Genomic DNA, 18,751 nt, shown 5'->3' with positions numbered 1-18,751 from the left:
GATCCTTTGTGGTTCAGCGCTTTTCGGTGATCCGCACGGTGATTCCGGCACTCGGACGCATTCCGATCAGTCCCGCCGGACGCGCCTCGGTCGTCAGCAATTCGCCGTCGACGCGCCCGACGATCGCGGCGAAGGCGGCCTTGACCGCCATCACGGCGAAGTTCGCGCCGACGCAACGGTGCGTGCCGACGCCGAACGGCAGGAACTCGTACGGTGCCGGTCGGCGATAATGCTCGGCGCCCGGATCCCATCGCCGCGGGTCGAACCGTTCCGGGTCCGGCCACACCGCGGGCAGCCGGTGCGTGTGAAAAGGACTGAACAGCAACAGATCTCCGGGATGGAACCGCTGCCCGGCCAGAGTGAAACCGGTGGCGACCTTGCGCGAGATGACGGCCGTGGCGGGGTAGAGCCGCATGGTCTCCGACACGATGTGGTCCAGGCGGACCGGATCCGCGACCACCGACCGGATATCGGCCCACACCTCGTGCTCGCGCATCGTGCAGTAGATCATCCAGGACAGTTGCGCCGCAGTCGTTTCGGCGCCCGCCTCGAGCAGGCTGACCAGCTGGTCGGTGATCTCGTCGGCGGTGAGCCGGGTACCGTCGACCCCGCGCAGCAGCACGCCGAGGACGTCGCTACCGGGTTCGGCCCGATCGCGCCGTTCGATCTCCGCGACGACCCAGCGATGGACCGAGGAGCGGGCGAGCAGTGCCCGGCGCCAGACCGGTGATCCGGAGCCGCGTTCGAGGGCGCCGCCGACCACATCGGTGTCGATGGCGCGGTGGATGTCGTGCAGCCAGTCGTCCAGCCCCTCGGAGCGTTCCATGGCGGCCGCGCCGAACAGGCTCTCCAGCGTCGCCAGGCGCAGTGCCCGGCGCAGTGGGACGTAGATGTCGACGACATCACCCGGAGCCCATCCCGCGATGGCCGCCTCGACGTGGCGGACGACCGTCTCGCGATGCTCGGCGACCCGGCGAACGGTGAAAGCCGGTGTGACCAAACGGCGCAGCCGACGGTGCCGGTCACCGTCGTTGACCAGCAGAGCGGCGGACCCGGTCAGCGGTGCCAGTGCCGCGAAGGCCTGTTCCCAGCTGAACAGGTGATTGTTCGCGAGGATGAACTCGCACGCCTCGGTGCCCAGGGCCAGCCGGAAACTCATCGGGCCCGTGCCGAGCCGGGAGATCGCGCCGTTCTCCAGGTACAGACGCCGCATCGTCGCGTACGGGTCGGCCGAGAAGTCCTGCAGGTCGGTCGATTCGCGGGCGGGGACGGTCACGGCAGGTCTCCGATCCGCGGGGGCCGGGCGGCGAGCAGCTCCGGCAGTGGCACCGGTGCGGGCGTCGAGGGCCGGATCAGTTCGGGCTGGCCGAGAACGGTCGTGAGGCGTTGCCAGAGGGCGGTGACGGTGACCGCCCACTGGGCCGCGCCGACGGATCGGTGCGGGTCGGCGATATCGGCCCGCAACTGTGCCAGCGCGACACGCACGCTGTCCGGCCAGAGGTCGTCGAAGATGGCCCGAAATGTCGGCGCGACAGCGGAATCCAGCGTTTCGGTGCTCGGCACCGCCAGGCGTTCGGTGCCCGGTCCGGCCATGCGCAAGCGCCCGGTCGCATCGCGGTCGGTGTGCAGCCGCGGGCTCCACAGCACGGGGCCGTGGGTGTCGGCGAGGGTCAGCACCCCGCCGTCGAACGCGATCGCCAGCCGGTGCAGCAGCAGCGCGTGATTGTCCGGGTCCGCGGGATGGATCTGGTTCTGCACCCGCAACGACACCGGGACGCCGCCGATCACCGCGGCCAAGTGGGTGTAGGGCATGGGCGGATCGGCCAGTGCGGCCAACTCGGGCGGTATGGGAGCCGGGTCGCCGATCGCCCACGGCCGCAGGCGACCGACGGCCCGGCCGATGATGTCGAGCAGCGAATAGACCACCTGGCTGCCGGCGGCGGCGTCCACATGCAGCGGTCGCTGCCGCTCCCGGAGGATCCGGGCCGCGTGCAAGAACAGCTGAACCGGCCGCAGCTGCGGGTAGAACGAGTTGAGCCGGTAGCGAACCCCGTGTTCACGGGCGGTCCGCAGGCAGTCGGTCAGTTCGTCGGGGTGCAGCAGATGCTCTTGCAGCACATGGATTCCCCGGGCCAGCAGGCTCTGGGCCAGCTTCGCGCCCTCACCGCCCGCCGCGCCCGCGCGCACGGCGACGCAGGCGATGTCGATGTCGCCGGGCACCTGCTCGACACCGATATAGTGCGGTACCCCATAGGTTTTCGCGTACTCCCGCGAGGCGGCGCTGCCGCGCGAGACGACTCCCGCCAGCTCCACCTCCGGGTCCTCGTGCACCGCTTGCAGATACACCCGGCCGAACGATGTGCCGCACACGACGACCTTCGGTTTCGCGGGCAGGCTGCCGCGTGGCTGTGGTGAGTCGTTCACAGGCTCCCTGTCTCCATCGGTTCGTCGTGGGCGTGACCATGGATCTGCCGGACGGGCAGCGCGCCGAGGGCGGACACGCCGTCGAGCAGACCGTGGGGGTCCAGGACGTCGTCGGCGTAGTGCAGGCCCGGCGGTACGGTTCCGGACAGCACGGCGTCGACCGTGTACGCGGCGGTGGCGGCGGTCAATTCGAAACTGCTCGGGGCGCGCAGCACGGCGGTGTCGGTGCGATCCGGACGGGAGACGGTGAACGCCATCAGGTAGAACGGGTCCAGTCCGGCCAGATCGAGTTCGGCCGCCGCGCGGATCTCCTCGACGACCGGCGGCAGCGCCGCGGCGTCACGGGGGACGCGGCCGCGCAGCCGGGTGAGCGTCAGGCGCAGCGCGTTGCCCACGAAGACGTTGTGCCAGTGCAGTTCTCGCAGTCCGGCCGACCGGGCCAGCCGCTCGGCGTCGGCGGTGAGGAACGGCATCGTGGTCACCCGGCCGGGGAATCCGGCGACCTCGACATCCTCGCGCACCGGCAGGGCATTGCGCCGTCGCTCGCCGCCCGACCACGCCGCCAGCGTCTCGCCGTACCAGTGACCGTCGGTGGCATCGGAGCTGTCGAGCGACAGGGCGAGATCTCCTGCCGACGCCGCCGCGAACGGCTCGATGCCGCCCGCGTAGACGACCAGCCGCGCCCCGGCGAGATCGTCGGACAGCACCCGGGGGACGACATTGGCCAGGCCGGGCAGCATCCCGGCGGACAGCACGGCGGTCCGCCCGCCGGCCACCAGTGGTGACCCTTCGAGCAGCCGATAGGTGGGCCCGTCACCCGAGACGTCGACATAGTCGGCTCCGGCCGAGAGGGCCGCCCGCGCCACCCGATCCAGCAGGAGGTAGGACGGTCCCGCGCAATTGAGCACCAGGCTCGTCCCCGCACAGAACTCCGCCAGCGAGCCCGCGTCCCGCGCATCCACCCGCCGCGGTTCCACATCACGCGGCAATGCGCCCCACTCGGCCCGGCTCGGATCCCGCGCGCCGACCCGCAGCCCGCCGATGCCCAGCCGGGTGAGCATCCGCACCGCGGCCCGGCCGACCACCCCCGTCGCCCCGAGCACCGCCACCGTCACGACTTCACCCGGCCCACAAGCGATTCCACCGTTCCCGCGTCCTGCCCGGTCACGGTTGCTCGATGCTGGAGGCCGGGAGCGGGGTGGTGATGCGGGCGGCCAGGGTGGCGGCGTGGGTGGCGGACATGGCGCTGAGGTGGTCGCCGGGGATGTCCTCGATGACGAGCTCGCCGAGACCGATCCGCGACCAGAAGCGGTCCACCTCCGAGCCGGCGCCGAGCGCTGTCGCCGACTCGCTGTTGCGCAGTACGCGGATCGGGCCGAAATAGGGTTCGGCACGGTGAGCGCCCATGGCCCGCAGGTTGTGCGCGAAAATGTCGAACTGCCTGCGGAATTCGTCCAGCGCGACCCCGCCGGACACGTACGGTCCGGTCGCGCCGGTGGCGGCGGCGTGCAGGGCGGCGACGCGGTCGGCTCGTGGCACCCTCGCCAGATCACGGAGTTTCGCGGCCAGCGGGGCCGCGGCGCCGTTCAGATCCGTCAGTGCGCCCGCGGGCACCCGGTCGGGGGTGCGGTCGAGGACAATGCGCAGCGCCGTCTCGAACGCCGCTGTGTCGGACGGGAATCCGGCTGCCGCCGGGTCGACCCCCACGGCCTGCGCGAAGATGTACTCGACCAGCAGTTCGTCATGCACTGCGGGCGGCTGATAGGAGCCGATCACCGTCAGCTCGTCCACCGTCGCGCCCGCCTCGGTGAGGGTGCGCGCGATCTCGGCGGCGAGCAGGCCGCCGACCGAGTATCCGATGATCCGGAAGCGGCGATCGTGCTCGAGCAGCTCCGTCGCGTAATCGGCTGCCTGCCTGGCGATCACGGTGTCCGCGGGAAGATTCAGATACCGTGCCGGGTCGGTCACCTCGAGACCGAGCAACGCGCCGGGATGCGCCGAGCGCAGGTGTGGCAGCAGCGCCTGATAGGGCGCCAGTGTGCCGGTACCGCCGTGCACGAGCACCCAGGCGCCGCTGTCGTGCCCGGACACACCGCCCAGGGACCGCACGGCTGTCCGCGGCACCGCCGGCGACGCGGCGGCCTCCGCACGGTGGCGGCGGGCGGCGAGCGCGGCGACGGTGGGATTGCGCAGCATATCCCGCAGCAGTTCCTGCCATTCGATGTCGGCGACCTCGGGCACCCGTTCCCGCAGCCGCCCGACCATCTGCGACAACAGCAGCGAATCACCGCCCAGGGCATAGAAATTCTGGTCACGCCCGACCCGTGGGACGCCGAGCATTTCCTGCCACAATTGCGCGATCCGCTGCTCGATCTCGTCGGCGGGCGGTACATAGGCCGAGTCCGCGGCGGCGGCCGGGACGGCGGCGGCGCGCCCGGCCAGGGCCTTGCGGTCCAGTTTCCCGTTCGCCGAGCGCGGCAAGGTGTCGAGCAGATGCATTTCGCCGGGGACCATATGGTCGGGAAGCAGTGCCGCCACGTGCTCGGTGAGCTGCTGTTCGGTCACCGTACGCCGCTCACCTTTGAACCGGGCGATGAAGACACCCTGGCCGGAGGCCGCCAGCGGCTCGTTCTCGGCGGGCAGTACACGCACGTGATCGGCGCCCGCGTCGTCGAGTTGCCGCAGCCATTGCTCGCGGGTGAAGAACGCCTGCCCGGTGCCCGCGCGCACATCGGTGAAGGCGGTGAGTTCGCTGAAGAATTCGAATTCCATCGACACCAGCAGCGCGTAGTTGTGCTGCCGGGTGGGTTCGAGGAAGATCAGCCAGCCGCCCGGCGCGAGCAGGTCCCGCAGCCGCGCCAGGACCTCGTCGGCGTCGACGGAGTTGTGCAGAACGTTCGCGCACAGGATCACGTCGGCCGAATTGGGCCGCAGCCCCTGCTCCAGCGCGTCGGCGTTGATGTCGAAGCGTCCGTACCGAACCCACGGATACTCGGCGAACTTCTTCCGGGCCTCACCGAGGAAGTACTCCGACACGTCCGTGAACCGGTAGTCCGGCTCGAACTCCGCCAGGGCGGGGATCAGATCGGTGCTCGTACCCGCGATACCCGCGCCGACTTCGAGCATCCGCAACCGGTGCGGCGTGCGTCGAGCCACCTCCCGCACGGTGTCGATCACGATGCGGTGCGCACTGCGCGCCACCAGATTCGTCCGGTAGACGGCATGCGCGGCGCCGGGTTTCCCGGCGGGGAACAGCAATTCCCGCACGTCGAGTTCGCCGCGCAACAGCTCGTCCAGCCGGCTGCTACAGGCCCGGATGTAGGACAGGGTTTCGCTGCCGTAGCCGACGATCTCCTCCAGCTCGTCGATGCGCCGCCACGCCGCCTCGACCGCTCGCGGACCGGCCGCGATCAGGTCGCGGTAGCGGCCGGTTCCGGGCTCGTGCACCACCGCGCCGCCGTCCGCGAGGGCGGCCAGCCAGCGTTTCAGCAGGCCGTGCTGTCGATCGGAAACGCCTGTGGCAGCGGCGATTTCGGCGATGTCGTAGGCACGCTCGCGATCGTCGAACAGACCGGCGGCGCGCAGCTGGGCGGCGATGGACAACATGGCCATCTCGTCGACCGCCTGCATCAGCGCCACGAACGATTCGCCGTCGATGTCGTCGTGAGCTGCGGCAGCGGCGTTTTCGGCGGTGGCGAGCACTTCGGCCGCGGCCGTCTCGCCGAGGCCGGGATCGCCGGAGCCGTCGGTCGCGATCTCGGCGAAGCCGAGCAGCCGCGCGGCGGGGCCCCGGCCGTCGACCAGCACCGCGGCGTCGGCCACGGCGGGATGGCGGCGCAGCGCCGACTCCACCTCACCCAATTCGACGCGGTGGCCGCGGATCTTGACCTGAGTGTCTTCGCGCCCGAGGAATTCCAGCCGGCCGTCCGGGTGGAACCGTCCGAGGTCGCCCGTGCGGTACAGGCGGGCGCCGGTGCGCGGATGGCGCCGGAATCGCTGGTCGGTCAGCTCGGCCTCCCCCAGATACCCTTCGGCCAAGCCGATTCCGCCGATGTAGATCTCGCCGGTGACATGCTCGGGACAGTCCTGCAGCGCGTCGTCCAGCACATGCATGGTCTGGTTGCGCAACGGGGTGCCGTAGGGGATGCTGCGCCACTCGGGGTCGATTGTCCCGACCGGGTGATGGATCGACCAGATGGCCGCCTCGGTGGCCCCGCCCAGGCCCACCACCTGTACACCCGGGTGGTTCGCGCGCATCCGGTCGGGCAGGTCCAGCGCAATCCAATCGCCGGACAACAACACCAGGCGCAGTGAGTCGGCTGCGGGCTCGCCGTCGAGGACGTCGAGCAGCATCTGCAACTGCCCGGGCACGCTGTTCCAGAGGGTGACCGAATGCCGCCGCACCAGCTCCAGCCAATGCGACGGATCGGTCGCGCGGTTCTGCTCCGGGAGCACCACGGCACCACCGGCCGCGAGCACACCGAAGATGTCCCACACGGAGAGATCGAAGGCCAGGCTCGCCACCCCGAGGACCCGATCGCCGGACGCGAGGGCGAACCGCTCGTTGATGTCATCGATGGTGTTCGCCGCCGCGCGATGGGTGGTGACGACGCCCTTCGGTTCCCCGGTGGAACCGGAGGTGTAGATGACGTACGCCGGATCCTCCGGATCGCCGGTCGGTTCGGGCACGGTGTCGATCCCCGGCAGCAGGTCGACGGCCACCGGCCGGGCGGCCGCGGGCACCTCGCCCGCCTCGGCCAGCCAGGACTGGGTGAGCACGACCGCCGCGCCGGCACGGTCGATGATCCGCTCCCGGCGCGCCATCGGCTGCGTGACCTCGATCGGGACATACGCCGCCCCGGCCACCAAGGCCGCGAGCACGGCCACGACTTGTTCGGGTCCCTTCTCCATCAGGACCGCCACCCGGTCACCGCGCTGTACACCGGCCTCGCGCAGGGCGACGGCCGAAGCGGCTGCGCGGCGGCGCAATTCGGCGAACCCGATCACCTCGTCGCGATGGAACACCGCGGGGGCGTCCGGATCGGTGTCGGCCCGCTCGAGAATCCGCTGCTGCAGCAGGCGTGGCCGCACCGCGGCGGCGGTGTCGTTGTAGGCGTCGCGGCGGCTGCGCTGCGCGGGCGGCAGCGCCACCGGGTACGGCTCGGTCCAGGCCGCGGGGTCGTCGGCCAGCCGGGTGACGAGATCGATGAAGGCCGCGAAGGCGTCGGCCGCGGTGGTTCCGGCCAGCACGTCGCGGCGCACGTCCCAGGCGATCATGAGGCCGTCGTCGTACGGGGTCACCTGGCAGTCGAGCCATACCTGCGGCGTGCGAGTGAGGCCGCGCAGAATCCGGCCACGAGGCGAGCCCGCGCCGGCGTCGGCTCCGCCGAGGGTGCTGGTGAACACCACGGGCATGAGCACCGGGTTGCCCGCGCGGCGGGTCAGCTCGCTGAGCACCTCCACGCCGTCGAAGAGTCGGTGGTCGAGATCGGTGAACAACCGGGCGGCGATCCGGCGGGCCCGGCCGACGAAGGTATCTTGCTCGTCGAGGTCGATGCCGAGCAGGTTGACGGAGGTGAAATCGCCCAGCACCGCGCCGATTTCGGGGTGTGCCGGAAGGCGGTTGAACACCGGCAGATTCAGTGTGAACCGCCGCCTCCGGCTCCAGCGCCCGATGACCTCGGCGTAGGCGGCCAGCACCGCCCCGGACGGGGTGAGATCGTGCGGGGTCGCGTTGCGGGCCAATCCGGCCAGGACGGAGCCGGGCAGCCATTGCTGTAACCGGTCGAAACCGGGATCGGTGTTCGCGCCGTCGTCGGTCGGCCGCGTGGGCAGTTCCGGTGCGGCGGGCAAGGTTTCGATCCGCTGCTGCCAATAGGCGCGGTCGCGCTGGTACCGCGATCCGTTGCGCAGCTGCTGCACACCGAGGATGTAGTCGCGGAAACCGATCGCGGGTGCGGGCCGCAGCGCCGCATCGTCCCCGGCCGCGTGGACCAGTTCGTCGAGTTCGGCCAGCAGCAGTTGCACGCTCGCGGCGTCGACCACCAGCAATTCCACCAGCAGATGCAGCACGCTCGCGGTGTCGGTGCGGGTGATGCGCAGGGCGAACAGCGGCCAGGTATCGGTGCTGGTGGCCGGGCCCAGCAGCTCGTCGCGTTGCCGGTCGCGCAGGGTGTCGACGGCGGCCGGGTCCGCGCCGCGGGCATCGGTCACCGGGATCCGATACTCCGGCACGGCGGCGGCGACCTGCTGGTAGCCGTCACTGTGCACGGTCGCCCGGAGCATGTCGTGCCGGCGCACGAGGGCATTCCACGCCCGCTCCAGAATCTCGGGATCGACACCGGCATACTCGATTTCGAGATAGGCGGCACACGCGACACCCCCGAACGGGTAGGTGGGGTCGCGGCCGATCAGGTACGCCGACTGCACCGGGGTCAACGGGAACGGTTCGTGCGCGGCGGCGGGATCGGCGGACACCTCGATCACCGACTGGTCCTGGGCGAGGTACTCCAGCACGGCGGGCTTGTGCGCCACCAACTGGTCCCGGTGTTCGGCGGTCAGGACGCCCTGGGGGGCGCGGAACCGCAACTGCGCGCCGTCGACCCAGAGGTGAACTCCGCGCTGTCGTAGATCGGTTACCAGGTCGGAGACGTTCACAACACACCTTCTTCGAGGTCGATACCGGATTGGGGCTGGTCATGGGTGAGCCCGGCGAGGGTCGGGTCGGCGAAGAAGTCGCGCAGGCTCACGGTGAGGCCGAGTTCACGGCCGAGGCGGCTGACGAGTCGGGTGGCCGACAGCGAATCGCCGCCCGCGGCGAAGAAACTCGTGTGCCGTCGGGTCGGCGGGTCGCCGAGGAGGTCCGCCCAGACCTCGGCTATCCGGGTTTCCAGGCCCGGACGTATCGGCTCGTCCCGCTCGGAAATCGTTGTGTCTACAGTGGTTTCGGCGCGACGCAGCAGGGCGGCGTGATCGATTTTCCCGTTGCCGGTCAGCGGTGGTTCGGGCAGCGGGATCAGCTCGGGCAGCCAGGCGGCGGGGATGCGATCACCGAGGAAGTTCGGGAGCTCCTCGGGCACGGCAGGTTCCACGAAGGCGACCAGCCGCGCCCGCGCACGCTCACCCACTGCGAGGGCGATCGCCCGGCGGACGTCGGGATGTGCGCCGATCGCCTGCTCGATCTCGCCGAGTTCCACGCGGTGCCCGCGAATTTTCACCTGGCGGTCGGCGCGGCCGAGGAATTCGAGCACGCCGTCCGGCCGATACCTGCCCAGATCCCCGGTGCGATACCAGCGCACACCGGCGACCTCGGAGAAGACGGCAGCAGTGCGGCCGGGCTCGCCACGATAGCCGCGGGCCACTCCCGCGCCACCGATCCACAACTCACCCGGCACCCAATCGGGCCGGTCCCGGCCGTACTCGTCCACCACCCGGAAACGCTGGTTACGCAGCGGGCGGCCGTACGGGATCGACGTCCACTCCGGGTCCACGCTCTCGACCTCGAAGAAATTCGACCAGATCGACGCCTCGGTCGCACCGCCCAGCGCGATCAAACGGCACCTGTCCGACATCGCGGCGAGGCGGCCCGGCAGGTCCAAGCCCACCCAGTCGCCGGACACCAGCGCCAACCGCATCGTCGGCGGCAGACCGGCCCCGGCCTCGGCGACGGTGAGCAACATATCGAGCATGGCCGGAACGCTGTTCCACAGTGTCACACCATGTTCCAGTGCCAGGGCGGCCCATCGGCCCGGGTCACGCCGATCCTCGTCCGCGACGACCACCACACTGCCACCCGCACCCAGCACACCGAACAGATCGAACACCGACAGATCGAAATCGGTTGCCGCGACGCCCAACACGCGATCCTTCGCGCCGATGCCGTAACGGCCCCGGAGGTCGTCGAGGGTGTTCACGGCGCTGCCGTGTTCGATCTCCACGCCTTTCGGCGTCCCGGTCGAACCGGAGGTGAAGATGACGTACGCGAGATCGGTGGCCGCGCCCCGATACACCGGGGCGGGATCGTGCAGTCGCGCGTCGGTGATGGCCACCACCGGCACGTCACCGGGGTGTCGATCGGGACTTCCGGTGTCGTCGGTCAGCACGGCCGAGACCTGCGCCTGGTGGAGAATCGCGTGCCGACGCCGCACCGGTTGGTCTTCAGCGACCGGGACATACACCGCCCCGGCGGCGAGGACGCCGTACAACGCCGCCACTTGCGCCGCACCCCGTGGCATGGACACCCCCACCGCATCGCCAGGACGCACGCCGTGCGCGATCAGCAACGCCGCGATCCTCCTACTGTGCTCGGCCAAGGCGCCGAAACCGACAGCGACGTCGCCATCGATCACCGCGACCCGGTCCGGATCCGCCACCGCGACATCGAACATGGACGTATGCAGCAACCCGCCGCCCGCGACATCGCCCGGCCCCGCGGTGTCGTTGACCCGTTCGCGGATTGCCTGCTGATGGGGCGGCAGCACGGGCAGTGTCTCGCTCAGCGGCCGCTCCCAGTCCACCTCGCCGAGCCGATCCAGCAGCCGATGGTAGGTGGCGAACATGTCGTCCACCATCGCGTCGGGGAACAGTTCGTCCACCGAATCCCAGCTGAGCAACAGGCCGTCCGGCAGTTCGATGACCTGATGGTCCAGCCACACCTGCGGAGTCTGGGTACGGGTGTAGTCCGGCCAGCGCACGGACCGGGCCAGCTCGTCGTCGACACCGAGCATGGAGGTGAACACCACGGGTACGGGCTCGACCGGTACCGCGTTGTCGCGGGCGAGTTCTCGCAGCACCCGCACCGCCGACACCTGCTGATGGTCCAGGTCGCTCCACAGCTGCTCCTGCAGCCGGCGGGCGCGGCCGAGCCAGCTCTCGTGCGCCGCCGGGCGATCGGCCACCAGCAGCAGCGAACTGAAGTCGCCGACCACCCGCATGATGTCGGGGTGCACGTCGCGGCGGTCGAAGCGGGTCAAGGTGACGGTCAGGTCGCGCTGGGCGCTCCATCCGCCGAGGACCCAGGTGTAGCACGCGAGCAGCACCACGCTCGGTGTCACGCCGAAACTCCGGGCGCGCTCGACGATTCGACGCCACGGCTCCCGCGCCAGCCGCACTTCCCGGCGCCGGAACCGGGGGCGTTCCACCGCGGCGGGTGGAATTCGCAGTGGCAGTTGCGGACCGGGCGGCAGTTCCGGCAACCGTGCCCGCCAGTACGACAGCGCCGCTTCGACCTCGTCGTCCGAGGGGGCACAGCTCAGCACATAGTCGCGGAACTCGAGGGCCGGCGGCGCGGACTCGAGCTCCGGGTCGGCATACCATCGCAGCCAGTCGGAGATGAGCACGAGCGCGCTCAGGCCGTCGACTACCAGACTGTCGAAAACCGTGCACACGCGGGCCTTTTCGCCATCGCGCACGACTCGCACGTCGAACAGCGGCCACACCGCCGCATCGAGAGTCCCGCCCGCCATCTCCTCTCGCAGCGCCGCGGCCACGCCGTCGAAATCGGCACCGGCGTCGATGACCGGAATCCGGTACTCCGCGACGTCGGCCAGCACCCGCTGCGTCCCGTCGGCACCGACCACCGCGCGCAACATGGCATGCCGGTCGATCACCCGATTCCAGGCCCGCTCCAACCGCTGCGGGTCCAGATCGGGCCAGTCGTATTCGAAGTACAACTGAGCGCCGATACCGCCGAGGTCGAATTCGCGCGACCGGCCCAGCCAGTACGCGACCTGGATATCGGTCAGCGCGAACGGATCCAGCCGGTGCGCCGCGTCGGTCGTCAGCGAGCGGACCGGAGCCGAACCTCGCGGCCGTTCGTCCGATGCGGAATCCAGGGTGTGCGGGCTGTTGTCGATGAGCCCGGCGATGGTCGGGCTGGTGAAAAATTCCCGGAGGGTCACGATGCGGCCGAGTTCGGGGCCGACCCGGCTCACCAGCCGAGTGGCCGAGAGCGAATCGCCGCCCGCGCCGAAGAAATTGGTGTCCCGGTCGGGCAGGTCGCCCCCGAGCACCTGTTGCCAGATCGCTCCGATCCGCGTCTCCAGGCCCGGCCGCAACAGCTCTCGCGCCCGCGATTCGGTCGCATTCGCGGCTACCGCCGTCTCGGCGTGTCGTACCAGTGCGGCGTGATCGACCTTCCCGTTGGCGGTCAGCGGCGGGTCCGGCAACGCGATCAGTTCGGGCATCCACCCCGACGGCACCCGGTCGGCCAGAAAGCCCGGCATGTCCTGGGGTACAGCGGGTTCCACGAAAGCCACCAGCCGCGCCCGCGAACGCTCCCCCACCGCGAGTGCGATCGCCCGACGGACGTCGGGGTGGGCACTGATCGCGTGCTCCACCTCCCCCAGTTCCACCCGGTGTCCACGGATCTTCACCTGGCGGTCGGCCCGGCCGAGGAATTCGAGCACGCCGTCCGGCCGATACCGGCCCAGATCCCCGGTGCGATACCAGCGGATGCCGCCGTCGTCGAAGAAACCGGCCGCGCTGCGCCGCGGATCTCCCCGATAGCCGCGGGCAACCCCGGCGCCACCGATCAGCAACTCACCCGGCACCCAATCGGGCCGGTCCCGGCCGTACTCGTCCACCACCCGGAAACATTGATTACGCAGCGGCCGACCGTACGGGATCGACGTCCACTCCGGATCCACGGTCTCTACCTCGAAGAAATTCGACCAGATCGACGCCTCGGTCGCACCGCCCAGCGCGATCAAACGGCACCTGTCCGACATCGCGGCGAGGCGGCCCGGCAGATCCAGTCCCACCCAGTCGCCGGACACCAGCGCCAACCGCATCGTCGGCGGCAGACCGGCCCCAGCCTCGGCGACGGTGAGCAACATATCGAGCATGGCCGGAACGCTGTTCCACACCGTCACACCATGTTCCCGCACCAACGCCAGCCACCGAGCCGGATCCCGCCGCTCCTCATCGGCGACGACCACCACACTGCCACCGGCGCCCAGCACACCGAACAGATCGAACACCGACAGGTCGAAATCGGTTGCGGCGACGGCCAATACCCGATCCCCCGCGCCGATGCCGTAGCGGCATCGCACATCGTCGAGCGTGTTCACCGCACTGCCGTGCTCGATCTCGACGCCCTTCGGCACACCGGTGGAACCGGACGTGAAGATGACATACGCGAGATCGGTGACAGACCCGCGATATACCGGGGCCGGATCATGGTGCCGCGCTTCCTCGACCGCAACCCGCCGATCGGCCTCGGAGGCGATGTCATCGGTCAGCACGACCGCCACGCCCGCCTGCGCCAGGATCGCGTCACGACGCTGCGCCGGTTGGTCTTTCGCGATCGGAACATACGCGGCGCCGGCGGCGAGAACGCCGTACAGGGCCGCCACCTGCCCGGCCCCCCGAGCCATGGACACCGCGACCACATCACCAGGGCGCACCCCGTGCGCGACCAGCAGCGCCGCGATCCGCCGACTGCGTTCGGCCAATTCACCGAAACGGACGACAATCTCACCGTCGATGACCGCCACCCGATCCGGATCCGCGCCCGCGACATCGAACATCGACGTATGCAACAACCCGCCACCGGGAACATCGCCCGGCACCGGCCCCGCCGTGTCGTTGACCCGATCACGGACGGTCCGCTGCTCGAGCGGCAGCAACGGCAGCGCTTCGCTCAGCGGCTGCTCCCAATCCACCTCGCCCAGCAGACAGACGAGCCGGTGGTAAGCGGCCAACATCTCCTCGACCATCCCGTCGGGGAACAGCTCGTCCACCGAATCCCAGCTCAGCACAAGGCCGTCGGGCAATTCGACGACCTGATGATCCAGCCACACCTGCGGGGTCTGGGTCCGCAGGTGATCCGGCCACCGCACGGACCGGGCCAGCTCGTCGTCCACGCCCAGCATCGAGGTGAAGACCACCGGCACCGGCTCGGCGGCCGCCTCGCTCTCGCGCGCCAGTTCCCGCAGCACCCGCACCGCCGACACCTGCTGATGGTCCAGGTCACTCCACAATTGCCGCTGCAGCCGCCGCGCCCGCCCGAGCCAGCTCTCCTGCTCGGCCGGATGATCCGCCACCAGCAGCAGCGAACTGAAATCGCCCACCACCCGCATGATGTCGGGGTGCACCTCGCGACGGTCGAAACGGGTCAGCGTGACGGTCAACTCCCGCTGCGCGCTCCACCCGCCCAGCACCCACGTATAACACGCCAGCAACACCACACTCGGTGTCACTCCGAAACCTCTGGCGCGCTTCACGATCCGCTGCCAGAGCTCCGGTTCCAGTCGCACTTCCCGGCGGGTGAACCGGGGCCGCCGCACCGCCGCCGGAGCGACCCGCAACGGTAACTGCGGCCCCGGCGGCAACTCCGCCGCCCGCGCACGCCAATACGCCAAACCGGCCTGAATCTGTTCTTCGGTAGGGGCGCAGCCGATTACGTAGTCGCGAAACTCGAGTCCCAGCCCGGGTAATTCGCTGTCCGGATGCGCATACAGCCGCGTCCACTCCGACAGCAGCACCAGCGCGCTCAGACCGTCGGCGATCAGCGTGTCGAAAACAGCGCAGACACGCGTGTTCTCACCGTCGCGAACGATCCGCACATCGAACAACGGCCAGGTCGCGGCGTCGAGGGTACTGCCCGAGAGCCGCTCCCGGACGGCGACCACATCGTCGTCGACCACCGGAATCCGATATGCGGGAACGGTTTCCAGCACCCGCTGCGTCCCGTCGGCCCCGATCACCGCGCGCAGCATGGCATGCCGGTCGATCAGCCGGTTCCAGGCCCGCTCCAGCCGCTCCGGATCCAGATCGGGCCAGTCGTACTCGATGTACAGGTGTGCGCCGATACCACCGAGGTCGAAATCCGCCGACCGGCCCAGCCAATACGCGGTCTGAATATCGGTCAGCGGAAACGGCTCGTACCGATGCTCGGGGTCGGCGGTGATCGCCGGAGCCGGCGCGGCCGGGCCGGACGTCAGGGTCGCGGCGAACGCGGCGAGCGTGGGGTTGGTGAACAGCTGCGCCAGGTCGGCCGCCACACCGTCGGCGGCGAGGCGCCGGACCAGCCGGGTGGCGAGCAGGCTGTCGCCGCCGAGCGCGAAGAAGTCGTCGTCACGCCGGATCCGGTCGGTGCCGAGCAGCGCGGCCCACGCCTCGGCCACGATGTGCTCGGCACGGCTCGACGGCAGCCCGCCGCGAGCCGGTTCTGCCGTTGCCGCAGCACCGGTTCCGCTGTCGGCCGCGACGAGTGCGGCCCGCACGGCGGCGCGGTCGATCTTGCCGTTGCGAGTGATCGGCAGGCTCGCCGCGCGGACGAAGCGGCGGGGAATCATGTAGCCGGGCAGCCGCTCACCCAGCCAGGCCCGCAGCGCCGCGTCGGCGGGGCCGTCCCCGACGACGACCGCGCCCAGCGCCCGAGTCGGATGCTCGACCACCGCGACCGCCGCCGCGACGATCTCCGGATGTTCCGCCAGGACCGCCTCGATCTCACCCGGTTCGATCCGGTGCCCGCGAATCTTGACCTGGTGGTCGGTGCGGCCGAGGAACTCCAGTGTTCCGCCGGGCCGGTATCGCACCAGGTCCCCGGTGCGGTACCAGCGGACCCCGGCCCGCTCGACGAACTTTTCGGCGGTGCGCGCCGGGTCGCCGCGGTAGCCGTGCGCCAGCCCGCCGCCGGTGACCCACAGCTCACCGGGCACCCAGTCCGGGCAGTCCCGGCCGTGCGCGTCGACCACCCGGCAGTCGGCGTGCGGCAGCGGAACCCCGTACGGCACGCTCGACCAGCCGGGGTCGACCGTGCCGACCTCGCAGACGGTCGCGTGGATGGCGGCCTCGGTCATCCCACCGAGACCGGCGAACCGGCATCCGGGCGCCAGCCGGCGCAGCCGATCGGGCAGGTCGACGGAGACCCGGTCGCCGCCGAGCATCACCACCCGCAGCGCCGTTCCCAGCCCGGCGTCCGCGGCGGCGGTCAACAGCATGTCCAGCAGCGCGGGGACGGCGCTGACCACCGTCACGTCCCACCGGCGGATCAACTCCGCCCAGGCGGCGGCATCGCGACGCAGCGCCTCCTCGACCACCACCACCGAGCCGCCGAACGCCAGGAAGCCGAACAGGTCGTAGGCCGACAGGTCGAAATCCAAGGCGGACAAGGCGATCGTGCGGTCGTCCGCGCCGATGCCGAACCGATCGTTGACCGCGTCGACGGTGTGGGCGACGGCCCGGTGGGGCACCTCGACACCCTTGGGCGCGCCGGTGGAACCGGATGTGAAGATCACATACATCACGTCCTCGGGGTCCACCTCGACGATCTCCGCGAGCGGGTCCACGTCGCGGGACTGTTCCGGAAAGACCGCCTCGATGTCGCCGGGCCACGATCCCGCGGCCGCGGTCTCCCGGTCGGTGACCACCAGCCGGGCCCCCGCCGTGCGATAGATCCGCTCCCGCCGCGCGAGCGGGAGATCGATACCCGAGGGCACGTAGGTCGCGCCCGCGGCGAGCACACCCAGGGTCGCCACGATCTGCTCGACCCCCTTGGGCAACGTGACGGCCACACTGTCGCCGCGGCGAATTCCCTTGTCTGCCAACAGCCGAGCCATGCGGCGGGCCCGCAGCGCCAGCTCGCCGTAGGAGATCTCCGCGCCGTCGGCGAGCAACGCCGTTCGCTGCGGTTCGGCGGCGGCCCGGCCGAAGAACCGCTGGTGCAACGGCGCAGCCGCGGCGAGGGTGACCTCGCCGTAGCGTCGCCCGGCGACCGGCCACGGCGCCTCGCGGTCCCACGCCTCGTCGTCGGCGAGCAACAGCTCGACGAAACTCACGTAGGCGTCGAACATCGCGTCCAGCATTCCGGCCGGGAACAACGACACCCGGGCATCCCAATTGAGCAGAATGCCGCCGTCGAACTCGGTCACCTGCGCGTCCAGCCAGACCTGCGGCCCCTGCGAGACCGTCCAGCTCGGCTCGCCCAGGCATTGCCGGACCTCGGGGGCGTACAGCTCGCCCAGGCTCAGCGCGCTCGTGTAGACCACCGGCGCCAGCACCCGTTCCCCGCCGCCTGCCCGGCTCAGGTCCCGCAGCACCTCGACGCCGGTGTACGCGGCATATCCGAGCACTTCGCGCAGCCGCTCGGTGATCGCCCGCCCCCGCGCGGTCACCGACATCGAGGCGGACAGGTCCACGTCTAGCAGTACCGAACTGGAGAAGTCGCCGACGATGCGATCCACGTCGTCGTGCAGGGGTTCCCGATCGAACACCGGCAGGTTCAGCAGGAACCGGTCGGTACCGCTCCAGGCGCCGACCGTTTCCGCGAAGACGGTGGCGAGCACGCTCGCGGTGGTCAGTCCGGCGCGGTGGGCCCGTTCCCGCAGCCGCGCCGCGCGCTCGGGGGACAACCAGTGACGGCGCCGGTCCACCCGTGCGCCGCTGTCGGCCTCCGCCGCGGTCAGCAGCGGGAGTTCCGGCGCGGCAGGCAGTTTCGGCAGTTGCTCCTGCCACCACGCGCGCGCCTGCTCGCGGGCCGCCGCGCGGGCTCGGCCGCGGTCGGTGAGGTATTGCGGGTAGCTGTATCCCAGCGGGGGCAGCGCCGCGGGCCCGCGCTCGTACAGTGTGGTCAGGTCGGCGAGGATATTGCGCAGGCTCAGCGCGTCCGCGGCGATCATGTCCAGGTCGAGGTGCACCCTGGTGCGGCCCTCCGGCAGCAGCGAGACCTGGAGATCGAACACCTCCCCCGCGCCGACGTCCATGCTCCGATGCGAGAGCAGGTCGCGAAGCTCGGCCAATCGCCGAACACGTTCCGGCTCAGGCAATTCCCGCAGATCATGGACGACCGGCCCGGACCACGAGCCACCGTCGGTCACCCGCTGCAAACCCTCGGCGTCGATCGCCACCCGCAGCATCGGGTGCCGGGCGATCAGGGCGCGGGCCGCGCGCGCCAGCCGCTGCGGCTCGACGCCGCCCGCATGGTCGAATTCGCTGTAGAAGTGCGCGGCGACGCCGCCGAGCTGCTGGCCCGGCGCCCGTCCGATCCAGAAGGCGTGCTGCATCACCGCCAGCGGGAAGGGATCCGAGCCGGTCACGCCGACGGCCTCCGGCGCGGCGTCGGAGGCGTTGCGGCGCAGCAACTTCCACCATGCGCCGAGCGTGGGTTCGCGGACGAGATCCCGGTACTCCACGCGGCTGCCCGCGCGCCGCATGAGCCCGGAGATGCGCATGACGGTCACCGAATCGAGCCCCAGCTCCAGCAGGTCGGCGTCGTCGGTCAACTCCGCCACCGGCACGCCGGTCAGCTCGCTGACCTCGCGCCGAAATCCGTCCGGGTCGTGAGTCCAATCCACCCTTTTCGTCGTGCGTACGAGTGGCAAAC

At 70.5% G+C, this 18,751-nt stretch carries 5 protein-coding genes; all 5 read right to left on the bottom strand.

Annotation, left to right across the window (positions count from 1 at the left end; genetic code table 11):
• Positions 1 to 13: 13 nt before the first annotated feature.
• The 5 genes from NWFMUON74_RS12040 to NWFMUON74_RS12020 are packed head-to-tail and all read right to left on the bottom strand — an operon-like array spanning position 14 to position 18,722.
• The gene (locus tag NWFMUON74_RS12040; RefSeq protein ID WP_187687892.1) at positions 14 to 1,276 is read right to left on the bottom strand and encodes a cytochrome P450; all 1,263 of its coding nucleotides are present in this window, start codon (positions 1,274 to 1,276) and stop codon (positions 14 to 16) included.
• A complete protein-coding gene (locus NWFMUON74_RS12035) occupies positions 1,273 to 2,424 on the bottom strand; it encodes a Gfo/Idh/MocA family oxidoreductase (RefSeq protein WP_232110975.1) in 1,152 nt (383 codons plus the stop codon). Before NWFMUON74_RS12035 ends, NWFMUON74_RS12040 begins: the two co-directional genes overlap by 4 nt.
• Positions 2,421 to 3,539 (bottom strand): saccharopine dehydrogenase NADP-binding domain-containing protein, encoded by a 1,119-nt coding sequence (locus NWFMUON74_RS12030; RefSeq protein WP_197987006.1) that lies wholly within the window; start codon positions 3,537 to 3,539, stop codon positions 2,421 to 2,423. Before NWFMUON74_RS12030 ends, NWFMUON74_RS12035 begins: the two co-directional genes overlap by 4 nt.
• 49 nt (positions 3,540 to 3,588) lie before the next feature.
• Positions 3,589 to 9,081, bottom strand: a complete 5,493-nt coding sequence (locus NWFMUON74_RS12025) for a non-ribosomal peptide synthetase (protein ID WP_232110974.1) — start codon at positions 9,079 to 9,081, stop codon at positions 3,589 to 3,591.
• Positions 9,078 to 18,722, bottom strand: a complete 9,645-nt coding sequence (locus tag NWFMUON74_RS12020; RefSeq protein ID WP_232110973.1) for a non-ribosomal peptide synthetase — start codon at positions 18,720 to 18,722, stop codon at positions 9,078 to 9,080. The genes NWFMUON74_RS12025 and NWFMUON74_RS12020 overlap by 4 nt, the downstream gene beginning before the upstream one ends.
• Positions 18,723 to 18,751: the final 29 nt, after the last annotated feature.

This window comes from Nocardia wallacei, from assembly GCF_014466955.1.
Lineage (GTDB): Bacteria > Actinomycetota > Actinomycetes > Mycobacteriales > Mycobacteriaceae > Nocardia > Nocardia wallacei.
This window is presented reverse-complemented; position numbering and strand designations above follow the sequence as displayed.